This is a genomic window from Pseudomonas sp. DWP3-1-2 (assembly GCF_049896285.1).
GTDB lineage: Bacteria > Pseudomonadota > Gammaproteobacteria > Pseudomonadales > Pseudomonadaceae > Aquipseudomonas.
In genome coordinates this window covers 444,655-459,174 of sequence record NZ_JAFCTZ010000001.1, presented here as the reverse complement: position 1 = coordinate 459,174, position 14,520 = coordinate 444,655, and the positions used below count along the sequence as shown (strand labels likewise).

The 14,520-nt window shown below is 57.3% G+C and carries 15 protein-coding genes and 1 pseudogene; 10 read left to right on the top strand and 6 right to left on the bottom strand.

Annotation, left to right across the window (positions count from 1 at the left end; genetic code table 11):
* Positions 1-5 precede the first annotated feature (5 nt).
* The 5 genes from ACP7B0_RS02240 (at position 6) to ACP7B0_RS02220 (ending at position 5,971) form a co-directional block, all read left to right on the top strand.
* On the top strand, positions 6-839 hold the full coding sequence (locus tag ACP7B0_RS02240; protein WP_426139293.1) for a carbohydrate ABC transporter permease: 834 nt from the start codon (positions 6-8) through the stop codon (positions 837-839).
* Positions 840-905: 66 nt separating this feature from the next.
* Positions 906-2,009 (top strand): ABC transporter ATP-binding protein, encoded by a 1,104-nt coding sequence (locus tag ACP7B0_RS02235; RefSeq protein WP_426139292.1) that lies wholly within the window; start codon positions 906-908, stop codon positions 2,007-2,009.
* 18 nt (positions 2,010-2,027) lie between these two features.
* Entirely contained in the window at positions 2,028-3,512 is a 1,485-nt protein-coding gene (locus tag ACP7B0_RS02230) for a mannitol dehydrogenase family protein (RefSeq protein WP_426139291.1), read from the top strand.
* A gap of 7 nt (positions 3,513-3,519) precedes the next feature.
* Positions 3,520-5,001, top strand: a complete 1,482-nt coding sequence (gene xylB, locus ACP7B0_RS02225) for a xylulokinase (RefSeq protein WP_426139290.1) — start codon at positions 3,520-3,522, stop codon at positions 4,999-5,001.
* A 31-nt stretch (positions 5,002-5,032) separates the two neighbouring features.
* Positions 5,033-5,971 (top strand): carbohydrate kinase family protein, encoded by a 939-nt coding sequence (locus ACP7B0_RS02220; protein ID WP_426139289.1) that lies wholly within the window; start codon positions 5,033-5,035, stop codon positions 5,969-5,971.
* Between the two features lie 76 nt (positions 5,972-6,047).
* Here the strand turns inward: ACP7B0_RS02220 and ACP7B0_RS02215 are convergent, their stop codons facing one another.
* The 4 genes from ACP7B0_RS02215 to ACP7B0_RS02200 all read right to left on the bottom strand — a co-directional run bounded on the left by ACP7B0_RS02215 (position 6,048) and on the right by ACP7B0_RS02200 (position 10,332).
* Positions 6,048-6,605 carry a hypothetical protein gene (locus ACP7B0_RS02215; protein WP_426139288.1) on the bottom strand — a complete coding sequence of 186 codons (558 nt, stop codon included), beginning with the start codon at positions 6,603-6,605 and terminating at the stop codon, positions 6,048-6,050.
* A 183-nt stretch (positions 6,606-6,788) separates the two neighbouring features.
* Entirely contained in the window at positions 6,789-9,674 is a 2,886-nt protein-coding gene (locus ACP7B0_RS02210) for a sensor domain-containing phosphodiesterase (protein ID WP_426139287.1), read from the bottom strand.
* A 190-nt stretch (positions 9,675-9,864) separates the two neighbouring features.
* Positions 9,865-10,113 (bottom strand): hypothetical protein, encoded by a 249-nt coding sequence (locus tag ACP7B0_RS02205; RefSeq protein WP_426139286.1) that lies wholly within the window; start codon positions 10,111-10,113, stop codon positions 9,865-9,867.
* A 12-nt stretch (positions 10,114-10,125) separates the two neighbouring features.
* Entirely contained in the window at positions 10,126-10,332 is a 207-nt protein-coding gene (locus ACP7B0_RS02200) for a hypothetical protein (RefSeq protein WP_426139285.1), read from the bottom strand.
* Positions 10,333-10,533: 201 nt separating this feature from the next.
* On the opposite strand from ACP7B0_RS02200, the gene ACP7B0_RS02195 reads away from it, so the two are divergent.
* Positions 10,534-10,911, top strand: coding sequence for a hypothetical protein (locus tag ACP7B0_RS02195; protein ID WP_426139284.1), 378 nt, complete (start codon positions 10,534-10,536; stop codon positions 10,909-10,911).
* A gap of 231 nt (positions 10,912-11,142) precedes the next feature.
* Complete coding sequence (locus ACP7B0_RS02190; RefSeq protein ID WP_426139283.1) at positions 11,143-11,505, top strand: NUDIX hydrolase; 363 nt, start codon at positions 11,143-11,145, stop codon at positions 11,503-11,505.
* A 36-nt stretch (positions 11,506-11,541) separates the two neighbouring features.
* On the opposite strand, the gene ACP7B0_RS02185 is transcribed toward ACP7B0_RS02190, so the two are convergent.
* Both ACP7B0_RS02185 and ACP7B0_RS02180 read right to left on the bottom strand, forming a co-directional pair.
* Positions 11,542-11,973 carry a universal stress protein gene (locus tag ACP7B0_RS02185; protein ID WP_426139282.1) on the bottom strand — a complete coding sequence of 144 codons (432 nt, stop codon included), beginning with the start codon at positions 11,971-11,973 and terminating at the stop codon, positions 11,542-11,544.
* 478 nt (positions 11,974-12,451) lie between these two features.
* Positions 12,452-12,823, bottom strand: a complete 372-nt coding sequence (locus ACP7B0_RS02180; RefSeq protein WP_426139281.1) for a winged helix-turn-helix transcriptional regulator — start codon at positions 12,821-12,823, stop codon at positions 12,452-12,454.
* Between the two features lie 150 nt (positions 12,824-12,973).
* Here ACP7B0_RS02180 and gstA point away from each other — a divergent pair, with 150 nt between their 5' ends.
* The 3 genes and pseudogenes from gstA to ACP7B0_RS02165 form a co-directional block, all read left to right on the top strand.
* Positions 12,974-13,603, top strand: a complete 630-nt coding sequence (gene gstA, locus ACP7B0_RS02175) for a glutathione transferase GstA (protein WP_426139280.1) — start codon at positions 12,974-12,976, stop codon at positions 13,601-13,603.
* A 175-nt stretch (positions 13,604-13,778) separates the two neighbouring features.
* Positions 13,779-13,940: a DUF2986 domain-containing protein gene (locus ACP7B0_RS02170; protein WP_426139279.1), complete on the top strand. Its 162-nt coding sequence runs from the start codon at positions 13,779-13,781 to the stop codon at positions 13,938-13,940.
* A gap of 328 nt (positions 13,941-14,268) precedes the next feature.
* Positions 14,269-14,462 (top strand): annotated as a pseudogene (locus tag ACP7B0_RS02165) (transposase domain-containing protein); the annotation flags it as partial.
* Between the last annotated feature and the right edge of the window lie 58 nt (positions 14,463-14,520).

Genomic DNA, 14,520 nt, shown 5'->3' with positions numbered 1-14,520 from the left:
TTGCCATGATGACGCTCAAACAATCCCGTCGCCTGCAAAGCGTACTGCTCGGCATGCTGTGCTGGGCCATCGCGGCGCTGATCTTCTTTCCGATCTTCTGGATGGTGTTGACCAGCTTCAAGACCGAGATCGACGCCTTCGCCACGCCGCCGCAGTTCATTTTCATGCCGACCCTGGAGAACTACCTGCACATCCAGGAGCGCAGCGACTACTTTCACTTCGCCTGGAACTCGGTGCTGATTTCCTTCAGCGCCACAGCGTTGTGCATGCTGATCGCGATTCCGGCGGCCTACTCCATGGCGTTCTTCGAGACCAAGCGCACCAAAAGCACGCTGTTGTGGATGCTGTCCACCAAGATGCTGCCGCCGGTGGGCGTGTTGATGCCGATTTACCTGCTGGCCAAGACCTTTGGCCTGCTGGATTCGCGCATCGCCCTGATCGTGATCTACACCCTGATCAACCTGCCCATCGTGGTCTGGATGATTTACACCTACTTCAAGGATATTCCGGGCGAAATCCTCGAAGCTTCCCGTCTGGACGGGGCCAGTACCCGCCAGGAAATCTTCAAGGTGCTGATCCCGATCTGCAAGGGCGGGCTGGCCTCCACTGCCCTGCTGTCGTTGATCCTGTGCTGGAACGAAGCATTCTGGTCGCTGAACCTGACCTCATCCAACGCGGCACCGTTGACGGCGTTGATCGCTTCATATTCCAGCCCTGAAGGGTTGTTCTGGGCCAAGCTCTCGGCGGTATCGACCCTGGCCTGTGCGCCCATCCTGATCTTCGGCTGGATCAGCCAGAAACAGCTGGTGCGGGGCCTGTCATTCGGTGCCGTCAAATGACGAAGTCCAGCCCGCCGCTCCTGTCAGAACCTCTTACGCATTCCAAGAATAAGAACGGAGGCCATCATGGCTAACCTCAGCATCAGAAACCTGCAAAAAGGCTTTGACGGTCATCAGATCATCAAGGGCATCGATCTGGACGTGAAGGACCGGGAATTCGTGGTTTTCGTTGGCCCGTCCGGCTGTGGCAAATCCACCTTGCTGCGCCTGATTGCGGGTCTTGAAGACGTGACGTCCGGGACCATCGAGCTGGATGGCCGCGACATCACTCAAGTGACGCCAGCCAAGCGCGATCTGGCCATGGTGTTTCAGACCTACGCTCTGTACCCGCACATGACCGTGGGCAAAAATCTGTCGTTCGCCCTGGATCTGGCCGGTGGAGACAAGGCCGAGATCAAGAAGAAGGTCGACGAAGCCGCCCGTATTCTCGAACTCGGCCCGTTGCTGGAGCGCAAACCCAAACAGCTTTCCGGTGGTCAGCGCCAGCGGGTCGCCATTGGTCGTGCCATCGTGCGCAACCCGAAAATCTTCCTGTTCGACGAACCGTTGTCCAACCTTGACGCGGCGCTGCGTGTTCAGACGCGACTGGAGCTGTCGCGTCTGCACAAGGAGCTGCAAGCGACGATGATTTACGTCACCCACGACCAGGTCGAGGCCATGACCCTGGCCGACAAAGTGGTGGTGCTCAACGGCGGCCGGGTCGAACAGGTTGGCGCGCCGCTGGAGCTGTATCACCACCCGGCCAACCTGTTTGTGGCCGGGTTCCTCGGCACGCCGAAAATGGGCTTCCTCAAGGGCAAGGTCAGTCGCGTCGAAGCCAATGGTTGCGAGGTGGAACTGGACGCCGGCACGCGCGTCAGCCTGCCGTTCACCCATCCACGCATGGGTGTGGGCGACCCCGTCACCCTGGGCATTCGCCCGGAGCACTTGAACCTGGCAAAGGAAGATGACTGCCAGTTGCAGGTCATTGCTGACGTCAGCGAACGTCTGGGCAGCGACACCTTTTGCCATGTGCGCACCCGCGTCGGCGAGTCATTGACCATGCGCATCCGCGGCGATCTGGCCAGCCAGTACGGCGAAACGCTCAACCTGCACCTGGATAGCGCCCATTGCCATTTATTCGACGCCCAAGGCCTGGTGATCACCAGAGCCCTGCAGGTCGCCGCCTGAATCTTAGAGATCGTCACCATGAAACTGAACAAACAGAATCTGTCCCTGTTGGGCGCAACCGTCGCCCTGCCGACCTACACCTCGAATGCAGTACAACAGGGCATCGCTCATATCGGCGTCGGTGGCTTCCACCGGGCGCACCAGGCGTTTTATACCGATGCACTGATGAATACCGGCGAAGGTCTGGACTGGAGCATTTGCGGCATTGGCCTGCGGCCGGAAGATCGCGCCGTGCGTGACGCTCTGGCGGAGCAGGATTACCTGTATACCTTGTACGAACTGGGGGATACCCCGGACACCGAAACGCGCATTATCGGCGCCATCAGCGACATGTTGCTTGCTCAGGACGGTATTCAAGCCCTGATCGACAAACTGGCCGACCCACAGATCCGCATCGTCTCCCTGACCATTACCGAAGGCGGCTATTGCATCGATGACAGCACGGGCCAGTTCATGGCCCATCTGCCGCAGATTCAGCATGATCTGGCCAACCCCGGCGAGCCGACAACCGTGTTCGGCCTGCTCTGCGCCGCGTTGAGCAAACGCCGCGCCACTGGCACGCCCGCCTTCACCGTCATGTCGTGCGATAACCTGCCCCACAACGGCGCGGTCGCCTGCAAGGCTCTGCTGGCGTTCGCAGCGTTACAGGATGCCGGGTTGCATGACTGGATCGCCGAGCACGTGAGTTTCCCCAACGCCATGGTCGATCGCATCACGCCCATGACCAGTTCGGCGCATCGCTTGCAACTGGCCGACGACAAGGGCATCGACGACGCCTGGCCTGTGGTGTGCGAACCCTTTGTGCAATGGGTTCTGGAAGACAAGTTCGTGGAGGGTCGCCCGGCGTGGGAAAAAGTCGGCGTGCAGTTCACGGATGACGTCACGCCTTATGAAGAAATGAAAATCAAACTGCTCAACGGCAGCCATCTGGCTCTGACCTATCTGGGCGCGCTCAAAGGTTATCGCTTCGTCCACGAAACCATGGCAGACCCGTTATTCGTGAGGTATATCCGTGCTTATATGGACCTGGATGTCACCCCGCAACTGGCGTCGGTGCCCGGGATCGATCTGGAAGCCTACAAAGACACGTTGATCGAGCGTTTTTCCAATCGAGCGATTGCCGATCAACTGGAGCGCGTCTGTTCCGACGGCTCGTCGAAGTTCCCCAAGTTCACGGTGCCGACCCTCAACCGCCTGATTCTTGATCAGGGCAATCTGGAGCGTGCTTCCCTGGTGGTCGCTGCGTGGGCCGTTTACCTGCAACGCGGCGAAGGGGAAAACGGCGTGCCGTACACCGTAGTCGACCCCCGAGCCGAGTTCTGCAAGGCGCTGGTGGCGGATGATGGCGTGATCACCCGGCGCCTGCTGGGGGTTGAAGAAATCTTCGGAATGGCTATCCCGCAGTCCGCCGAGTTTGTCGCGGCTTTTGAACACAATTTCAACAGCCTGAAGGAACAGGGCGTTAGCAAAACGCTGGAAAACCTGTTGGCCAAGACCGTCTGAGGCGCTTATGTTTCTTGGAATCGACTGCGGTACTCAGGGCACCAAGGCCATCGTGCTGGATGCCGCCAGCGGCAAGGTTCTGGGTCAGGGTTCAGCCTCGCACAGCATGATCAGTGGCGCCAACGGGCGTCGTGAACAGGAGGTGCAGCAATGGCTGACCTCTTTTGAGCAAGCCACGCGTGACGCGCTGACCCAGGCGGGTATCAGCGGTGCCGAGATTCAAGGGATCGGCGTGTCCGGTCAGCAACACGGCCTGGTATTGCTCGACAGCCAGGGCCAGGTCCTGCGACCGGCCAAACTGTGGTGTGACACCGAAACCACCCCGGAAAACGACCGATTGCTGCACTATCTGGGTGGCGAAAGCGGTTCGCTGGCGCGCCTGGGCGTCGCCATCGCGCCGGGTTACACCGTCTCCAAACTGTTATGGACGCTGGAGCAGCATCCCGGCGTCTTCGAGCAGATCGACAAGATCCTGTTGCCCCATGACTATCTCAATTACTGGCTGACTGGCCGCTGCTGCAGCGAGTACGGCGATGCCTCGGGTACTGGCTATTTCAATGTACGCAGTCGGGACTGGGACCTGCCGTTGCTGGAACACATCGATCCCAGCGGCCGTCTTTGCCGGGCTTTACCTCAATTGCTGGAAGCGCATCAACCCGTCGGGCAGATTCTGCCGCACATCGCCCAGCTGCTTGAGTTGAACCCGTCGGCGCTGGTGTCCAGTGGTGGCGGTGACAATATGATGGGCGCCATTGGCACGGGCAATATTCAACCGGGGGCGATCACCATGAGCCTCGGCTCGTCCGGGACGGTCTACGCCTTCAGCGATCAGCCACAGGTCAGTGAGCAGCCTTCGGTCGCGACATTTTGCTCGTCGTCCGGTGGCTGGCTGCCGCTGATCTGCACCATGAACCTGACCAATGCCAGCAGTGCCGTTCGCGATCTGCTGGGGCTCGATATAGCCGCCTTCAATGAAGCTGTCAGTCGAGCGCCCGTGGGTGCCGAAGGCGTGTTGATGCTGCCATTTCTCAACGGTGAGCGCGTGCCCGCCCTGCCCCACGCCACAGGCAGTATTCTTGGCCTGAACAGCACCAACCTGACACCGGCCAATGTGAGTCGCGCCGTGGTTGAAGGCACCACGTTCGGATTGCGCTACGGCCTGGACCTGTTGCGCGACAGTGGAATACGCAGCCAAAACATTCGCCTGATCGGCGGCGGCGCGAAAAGTACTGTGTGGCGGCAGATCGTGGCGGACATCATGAATACGCCGGTCATCTGCACCGAACAGACCGAGGCCGCGGCGCTTGGGGCCGCGATTCAGGCAGCCTGGTGTTTTTCCCTGGCGACCCACACCCCGGAAACCCTCGAACACCTGTGCACACGCTGCGTCAGCCTTGACCCGGCCAGTGAAACCCATCCACTGGAACAGAACGTCGCGGCCTATCAACCTATCTATGAACGCTATCGCACTCAGCTACCGGCGAGTTGACTGCGCGGTTCATCATTTTCAAGGAGCCTGTATGTTTCTGGTTTGCGGGGAAGCGCTGTTCGATTTTTTCAAACAGCCAGACAGCGATGGCAAGAGCAATACCCTGGGGTTTCAGGCCATTGCCGGAGGTTCACCTTTTAACGTTGCAGTGGGCTTGCGCCGCCTGGGCGTGGACTCAGGTTTTCTGGCCGGCCTATCAACGGACTACCTGGGTCGGCGTCTGCGTACGGTGCTGGATGAAGAAGGCGTGCGTCCCGATTATCTGGTGGACTTTGACGCGCCGACGACCCTGGCCATGGTGGCCGTCAGTGCCGATGGCTCGCCCCACTACAGTTTTCGGGGCGACGGTTGCGCAGACCGCCAACTGCGCCTCGAGCACCTGCCAGACCTGACGGAGGCCGTACGTGGCATACATGTGGGATCGTTTTCCCTGGTGGTCCAGCCGATAGCCGACACGTTGCTGGCATTGGTGGCGCGGGAAAGTGACCGACGACTGATCACGCTGGACCCCAATGTACGCCTGAACCCGGCGCCGGATATCGCCCGTTGGCGCGAGCAGATCAGCGCATTTGCCGAGCACGCACACATCATCAAGGTCAGCGACGAAGACCTCGCGCTGCTCTATCCCGAGCGCAGCCCCGAAGACATTGCCCAAGGCTGGCTTGGCAAGCGTTGCCAGCTGGTCATCCTGACCCGCGGCACTCAAGGCGCCAGTATCTTTACCCGCCAGCATGGCAACTGGTCGGTCCCGGCACAGACGGTAGCCACGGCCGACACGGTGGGTGCGGGCGACACCTTTCAGGCAGCGTTGATCACGTTCCTCACCGAACGCCAATTCGACAACCTGGCGAGTCTGCCTTCATTGCCTCGGGAGACACTGGATGAAATGCTCAGGTTTGCGGTGAAGGCAGCCGCGCTGACCTGTACCAAAGTCGGCCCGGACTTGCCCTATCGGAATCAGTTGGAGTGATATAGCGCAGCGAACACAGGAGCCGTTGGAACGCCACCCGCTCGCTCCAACGAAACCGCGCTAGTTGAGGAAAGCGTTAAACCAGTGCCAGTCTGGCCGCCAGAATCTTGCTGTTGATGTCCGTGGTCGCTGTCTGCTGCTGTTCCTTGAGGGCAGCCTGAAGGGCGTTATCAACGGACAGTTTCTGCTCCGGCGACATGGCCTCGTACTCCTGCGTGCTGACCCCGGTCAGGCGCTCCCGCATTTGCTCGGCCGGCGACCGATTCATGAAGTCCATGAATTCCTGTTGCGCCGAGGACGTCGTGTCGGTCGCCGCTGCGATATCGGCTTCGGTGGTCACTGCTGAATCCGTCGCTGCGATGCTGGTATCCACAACAGGCGACGTAAAGGCCGCCTGGGAATCACTTTCCTGCGTCGACGCCTTCAAACTCACGAGCAATCGGGCGAATGCCTCGTCAAAGGTGGCATCGCTATTGTTGTCGCCGGTGTTCTCGCTCACGGCATCCACGGCTGGAACCGGACTGGTCGACGTGACCGGGACGGAGAATGTGTTCCCGGACACATCCTCCTGGGTCTTGCGCCCCACCACTTGCGAGACCAAGTGGTAAAGCGTGCTGATACTGGCTGTATTCATCACTTGCCTCCTGCTGCAGAGTGCAGTCCCGGTAAACGCAGCAAAAGCGGTGCCACTTCATGACCTGCTCTAAAGCCCCCGGAAAACAAGGCTGCCAGCCCGAGTCCGCCTTTTGCTGCTGCAAACAGGCGGCAACGAACAACCGAAAGTGGCCGTCCATTGCCGCCAACTGACTGAACAACGTTAATCGTCCAGCACCAACTGCTCCTGAGGCAATGGCATTGCGAAGTAGTAGCCCTGCGCCTGTCCTGCGCCGATTTCACGCAGAAGATTAAGGGACGCCTCGTCTTCCACGCCCTCGGCCACCACAGTCAGGTCCAGGGATTGCGCCATGCGCACAATAGCCCGCACGATGGCCCGGCTGCGGGCGCTGGTGGTGAGTTCAAGAATGAACGACTTGTCGATTTTCAAGCCACTGAAGTGGTATTGATGCACGTAGCTGAGTGAGGAGAAACCAGCGCCAAAATCGTCCAGCACCACCGACATGCCATGGTCGGCCAACTGCTTCATGGATTGCCGGGCGAGTTCAGGCTCGGCAACCAACGCTCCCTCGGTCAGTTCCAGGCAAATCCTGGACGGCGCAACCTCATAACGCTCCAGCATGGCCAGCAGTTCCCCGGCAAATTCGGGTCGGGTAATGCTGTAGCTTGAACAATTCACATGAACCGTCGGCCAGTGACTGTTGGCCGGCTGCGCCAGAATGGCGATGACGCACTGCAACATGTATTGATCAAGCCGCCCGATCAGGCGCAAGCCTTCCAGGGCGGGCAGGAAATTCCCCGGCGCAACCACTCGCCCGTCAGGCTGGTGCCAGCGAATCAGTGCTTCAAGTGCCAGTATTTTCCCTGTTTCAATACAGATGATCGGCTGGAAATAAGGAATCAGTTCATCGCTGCGCTTGAGGGCATTGCGCAATGCGCCTTCTTGCTCGACCTGATCGGAAACTTCCCGGCGCAGCTCTTGATTGAATACCGCGTAGCTGTCACGCCCGCCGTTCTTGACTCGATACATGGCCATATCGGCGTCACGCAGCAGGTCTGTGGGTTCCTGATGGAACTGTCTGTCCGCCCCCACGATCCCGATGCTGCACGATGAAAACACCGAATGGGCGTCAACGCGGAACGGCAGATCGAATGCCTGAAGAATTCTTTCGGCGATGCCAATGGCAATGTCCAGTGTCGCACTGACGGCCAGCACGGCGAACTCGTCGCCTCCCAATCGCGCCAGCAAATCGTTTTCACGCATGCAGCTGCGCAGACGATCCGCTGCCTGGGTCAACAGCAAGTCACCGAAATGATGACCGAGGCTGTCGTTAACCAGCTTGAACCGGTCCAGGTCAATGAACATCACGACCATTGGCTGGCCTTGGGTAAGGTAATTCAACCAGGCCGTGTTCAGGCGTTGCTGCAAGTGACTGCGGTTGGGTAATCCGGTCAGCGAGTCGTGGCCGTTCTCATGTTGAAGCCTTGCGTTGACCTTATCGAGCTCTCGAGTGCGGTCGCGGACACGGGCTTCGAGTCGCAGGTTATCGGTATGCACCGCCTCGGCGGCACTGCGCCGAGCGAGCGCGGTGTCGATATGGCGCGAAACAAAGGTCAGCAGCTCCTGATCACGCGGTGAGTAGCTCACCAGCGCCGAATAACTTTGCACCGCCAGCACACCACGAACGTTGTCACCCTCGAAGAGCGGTACGCCCAACCATGACGAGGATCGATTGTCCTCGTTGCCGATCTCGATTTCGCCAAGGGACTCAAGGTAAAGCGCATGGTCACTACTGATCAGGCATGCCTGCCGTTGACGGATCACATACTCGGTAAAACCCCGCTGCCCCCGACGAGGGACCGGTCGGCTGGCCAGCCGTTCATCCACGTAGTACGGAAAGGTGACTTCATCGGTAGCGGTATCGTACAGCGCAATATAGAAGTTCAGCGCAACCAGCAACTCGCCAACGATCAAATGCAGGCTATGGAACAGCTCAGCCATGTCTCCCGGTTGACTCGACAGTTCGGCAATCTGAAACAACGCACTTTGCAGATGCTCGGCACGCTCCCGCTCGATGACTTCCTGGCGCAGCGCGGCGTTGAGGGCCGACAGCTCCTGAGTACGCAACAGTACGGTCCGCTCCAGGTCTGCGCGGTGCAAAATCCGGTCAAGGGCCATCGCCACATGACGCGCTACGACCTGAAACAACACGCGATCTTCGACGCTGTAGATCCGCGACACGTCATAAACCTGCATGGCCAGCATGCCGAATACTTCATCGGAGGCATTCTTGAGTGGCGCCCCCATCCAGAACTCGGGCTGGTGGCCAAGGCAAAAGAACTTCTCCTCTCGTCTGGCCCGCTCGATATCCGCCGCATCGACCAACAGCGGCTCCCCTCGGGTCAATACGTAGCCGGTCATGGATACACACGCAGGGTTCAGGTATTCATGCGCCTCCGGCTCCATGGCATCGACATCGGTAATATCGACGTAATAGGGGTAGGTGATTTTTCCTGTAGAGGGATTGTAGAGCGCCAGGTAGAAGTTTTCGGCATCGATGAGCGTGGCCAGTTGCTTATGGACGCCCTCCAGGAACGCGCCCCGATCCAGGGTCGTGCTGGCCAGGTACGTGATTTCGTAAAGCACCCGCTGAGTGATCTGCGCCCGGGCCAAGGCCTGGGTCTGTAACTGGTAGCCCACCCGCAACGCCAGCGCGGCCAATGTCAGGTGACCACGATGTTCCAGGGGTGCCAGCAGCCAGCCCAGCGGCTCTTCCCCTCTCCCGGCAGGCCATCGGTGCAATTGCTGTTCTTGACATAACACCTCAAGCTGGCAGGCAGTGACGCTTGGCGGCCAACTCCCTTGAGACATTGCAGCCCCATGCCCCAACAAGTACATCGGCTCGCCAGCGCCGTACAGCGCCCAGGCAACATCATGCACTTGACTCTTTGCCGATTGAAGAAGCGCCTTGATCGTTGGCTGATCAGCCAGGAGGTTTAATGCATCCATGCTCGCTATCAGCTCCAAAGCAGCACCTTCGCCATGGTCGAGTCGTCCCTGATCATGGGCCAAAGGAGGAACATTCATGAAAGCTCCAATACCGGAAACGGCAAGGAGCTTATATTCACGGCGGGTGATGGGCGGCGCAAGCGGGATATTCGATTGATCTATAAGAAAACGAAGTAATTTCGTTTGCGCAGCATGAGTCAACGCTTTCCCTGTCGTTAATGGGCATGAAGCTGTCGGAGAGCAATCCCTTGGGCTGTGTTGGCTGCCGTTATGACTGGGCGGCCTTCACGGAGCTGATAGCAGAAATACCGAGCAGCGAGGCCTGGCGCAAAACTTCATCAGGCGCCGCATCAGCGGCGGGCATGATCAAGTTGTTTTCCGCATCACCGAAGTGCAACTGCAGCAAGTGCAGTGCCGCCACATGGGTCGGTAACGTGGACTTATCGAGTTCGAATGCGTGCTCACGCTGCTCATCATGAAATCGATAGACAATACGATGGGTATATAACTCAGCCATAGGGGGCTTTGCTCACGTCGGAACCGGACCAAAATGATCCGATTTCTTCAGGAAAGCGGACCAGCGACCATACGAGTTACGTTGGCGCCTGGCCGCCGCGTCCCAGGCAGGGCCCGTAGTCTGGCGGGAACATACCAGCCCCATCATGGCTGAGGTGGAATCGTCCAGTTCAACCATCAGGACATTTGCCTGAGCTTGAAAATCATTGATATGCGTCATAAGCATCCTGCGCTCTACCCGAGCCGGTGACGGAGAACAGCCAAGGCGCTGCCTCGCGATAGATGTGGACACCATAAAACGCTCCTTGGCCAAAACTGTCCGATGGCCGGTCGTCTATGCCTGCCAGTCGTCCAGACACGCTTGACACGCACCTTTATGGGGCGCGCAATGGTTTTTTCACGCTGAGCGTGGAGGTATCACATGGCTAAGATCAAGGTTTTAGCGGGTGACTTTCTTCAAGGTGACGGGGAGTATTTTTCGGGCAACATTAGAATCGAAACGCCCCTCCATCCTTGGCCTGGTATCAGGATTTCGGGCGAAGCACTCCAATCGGTAGAGGTTGCCAGCCAGGTTTCCAGCAAACGAGTGGATGACGCAATCGGCTTAGGACTTGCGGGCGCATTGATGTTAGGGCCGGTAGGCGCTGCGGCAGGTTTGATGTTGGCGGGCCAGGACACAGAAGTTACGTTTTGGGCGACGTTAAAGGATGGGAAGAAGTTTTTGGCGGCCACGGATGACCAGACCTATCGCAACATTGCGAATCACGTGGCGAAGCCAGAGTTCGTTACCAGGCATTAGTCGTTGATGGCGAACTATTCTGACCATGATGTGCTCAAAGAAAGCCAATAGCCCGGCGATGCGCCGGGTTTTTTCAGAAAATACATATGCATTGCTTTTGGCACCCATCATGCCTTTAACATGGAGTGTGAAGGATTTATGACGGTTAACTCACTGGTTTACCTTCGAATAAAGCAGGCTCAGGCAAGCAACCCGCGATTGATCGGGTGATGCGAGAAGGTAGATCAAGCAATGAAAAAGCGGGCGACGGTCATTTGCAAACGCAAAGGGATGATTCTTTATGTGCGCAAAACCAAATCAAGATGGGCATTGCCAGGCGGCAAAATCGAATCTGGAGAAACACCGAAACAGGCGGCAGTCCGTGAATTGAGCGAAGAAACGGGCCTGGAAAATCAGGAGCTGATTTATCTCGCTCAATATGGAAACGACAAGGTTGTCCATCATGTCTTCATGGCGTTGATCTCGGACTCTGCCAAGCCTTCGCCCAAGAATGAAATAGCTGCGTGTAAATGGCTGCATTTGAAAAACGTCTGCGATCTCAATGCCAGCTCAGCCACTAAATCCATCGTCAAATCGTACGCCACCCGACCCTGAAATCAGACCTGGAGAGTGGCATCCTCGACTCAGACGTTACTTCACCAGGATCACCGGTACCGAGATCTCATGCACAACCCGGTTCGCCACCGAGCCCAGCATCAGACCGCCAAAACTGCCTAGACCCCGCGTCCCCATGACGACCGTATCGCAGCCCAGTTGTTTGATCGCAAGATTCACTTGCTCGGCAACAACACCAAGAGCGGCGTGGGTTTCGTGCGGAGCATCGGCCGCAACGAGAATATCCCTGGCTTGTTCAAGCACACTCTCGGCTTCACTCAATAGTCCGTTATTGACGTCGTCCACCATTTCCTGCGTCAGGTAATCCCCGTAAACAATTGCCCCATACTGAACGTTGAGCACGTGAATCACGATCGAACCGATGCTGTTGCGCCAGAGGTCGACCGCGTAGTCAAGCGCACGTTTGGAAGGTTCTGAGCCATCAAAAGCTACCAGGACTTTACGCATGTGAGTTCTCCATCAGTGAGTAAGCTCAACATAGGTTTTCTCGCCGTCGGGTGCCACTGCAAACACGGCCTGGATTGATCCAACTCAATTTTTCAGTGGTCTTTTTACGAGGCGCATGACACAGGCCAGGTCGAGTGATTTTTCGGCGTTTCCTGGGCGGCGAACCTCTGAGAATACAGAAGTCATGGGCCCGCAAGAGAGCTACGGATATGCCGCACTTTTCGAAATCAGTCAGATCCGGACACCCCGCGTGTCAGGAGGCGTCAGGTCGGGGGAATTGTGGCAAGAATGCCGATGCCAATGGTCAGCACCAGAAAACCAATCATGAAAAATGCGAGCTTGGCCATCATGTCTCCTACTCAATGACAGGGTGTCGGCACAACGCATTGATCGACCCGAGCTGTCGTCAGGTGGTCAAGCGGCGCAGGCAACCATTGTCGGAGCGCAGCCTGTAGCGCAACAGTGGCAGATGGGGAAATTAAAGGCGGCTCAGATGGGAATGACTGCATTCATCCGGGCAGGCGCTGTCGACGGATTGGCGATTCTTGACCCATAGCCCAAACTGTTTCATTACCTCGACGACTGGCTCTAACCGGCGTCCGTCACCGGTGAGTTCGTACTCAACCGTTACGGGAACGGTCGGAAATACAGTGCGCTTTACAAGTCCTGCTTCTTCCAGGGCGCGCAAATCGATGGTTAGCATTCGTTGTGAAATAGCCGGGATATCCCGCCTCAACGCATTGAAGCGCTTTGGCCCATCAAGAAGATAGGATGCAATAAGCAAACGCCACCGGCCACCTAACAAACGCATCGCTTCTTCTACCGAACAGCCTGATATGTTGCCTTTCATCGTCAGAATCTCTACAGAATGTAGGTATATTCTTTGTACCTATACTACAAAATAGTGCCTTCTTTCTATTTTATACCTGACCTCTAGAATGAGCTGAAGCCGTCTCTGCGTTGGAACCGACAGCGCTCACTCATGCTCTGGAGTTTACAAATGAAGCTGTACTACATCCCCGCGTCTTGCTCCCTTTCGCCCCACATCATTCTGAACGAGCTTGGCCTCGATGCCACACTGATTAAAGTCGATCACAAAACGCACCTCACCGAACAGGGCGACAATTACCTAGAGATCAACAGCTTAGGCTATGTACCGGCAATCGAGCTGAACGACGGCACTCTCCTGCGTGAGGGCCCGGCAATCGTGCAGTATCTGGGCGATCTCAGGCCCGAACTTGGACTTGTTCCAGCTTCTGGCACGCTTGATCGATACCGACTTCAAGAATGGCTGAGCTTCCTGACATCCGAAATCCACAAGGGGTACATTCCTCTGCTGTACGCAACACTCGCGGGTAAGTATGTGGACACCGCCAAGCCAAAGTTAGAGAAGCACTTCGCCTGGATTAACGAACAATTGGCTACCCGCCCCTATCTCATGGGTGATTCCTTTACTGTGGCTGACGCCTACCTGTTCGCATTGACAGGCTGGGGCCAGGCCTTCTGGTTGACCAGCTATTACAAAGCGGACATCCACTTCGACAATTTGAACAACCTTCGGGATTGGTATGACCGGGTCAAGGTGCGCCCTGCGGTTCAGAAAGCATTGCGGGAAGAAGGCCTTGCGTGAACGGAAACACATTTCAGTGTGAGATGATTATCGTCAATGGAAGGGCTGACGCTTGCTCATAGTCGATGGCTGTAACGGAGGCGTCTAAGATTGACCGGCCAGACCAGAGGCGCGGGTATCAGGAAGGCGTGCAGCCCAAACGGTTACTCAGAAAACTCATCGTCGAGTAGAAAACATGAATCGTCGAAAGAAAATAAGTCAGTTACTAAAGGCTCACGCCAAAAAGGCAAGCGCCAAACTGGCACCGTCCAGCAAGTCGAAATACATTAGTAAAGCTGACCGATTGAAGCTGGAGGCTGAATCCGGCCGCGATGCAACCGCGGCTTCTGAAAACTGAGCCATGTGGCTTATGCGCTAGCGGGATTTGCAGGTCTCAAGGGTGATGTTATTCGTAGCACACAAAGGCCCGGCCAGTCTTGCATCAGAAGCCCTTAACTTCCCATTTAGATGTGTGGGAATGTCACAGGGTGCTGCGCTTACGGCGAGTCATGCGTACTCCCGCCCTTTCGAGCGTTGCCATACGCTCCACTCCTTAGTCCGAACCAGCTGGCACAGATTCGGTTCCTGCGTAACCCTTGTCATCGGGCTGTCTGGTTGTTTGAGCAAGTTCAACATAGCTCGGGACTCACCCGCACTGTCTCGGTAAATCCGATTGAATCGGCATCCAGATCCGACCGAGGGCTCCCGGACGCATGAACTGACTCTTCGCAGGGTCGCTACGCAGCGGCACGCGGGCGGCAGCGATCATGAGTTTGTCCAGTCTGCGCGGCTGAATGGCCATGATCCGTATGCTTGTTTGAAGGACATCCTCACGCGTCTGCCGACGCAGCGAGCAAGCGATATTGCCGATGTGCTACCGCTTGTAGTTGCAGGTCGGAATACATTGAACGCCTTAACCCGGCCTGACTCCAAGTATT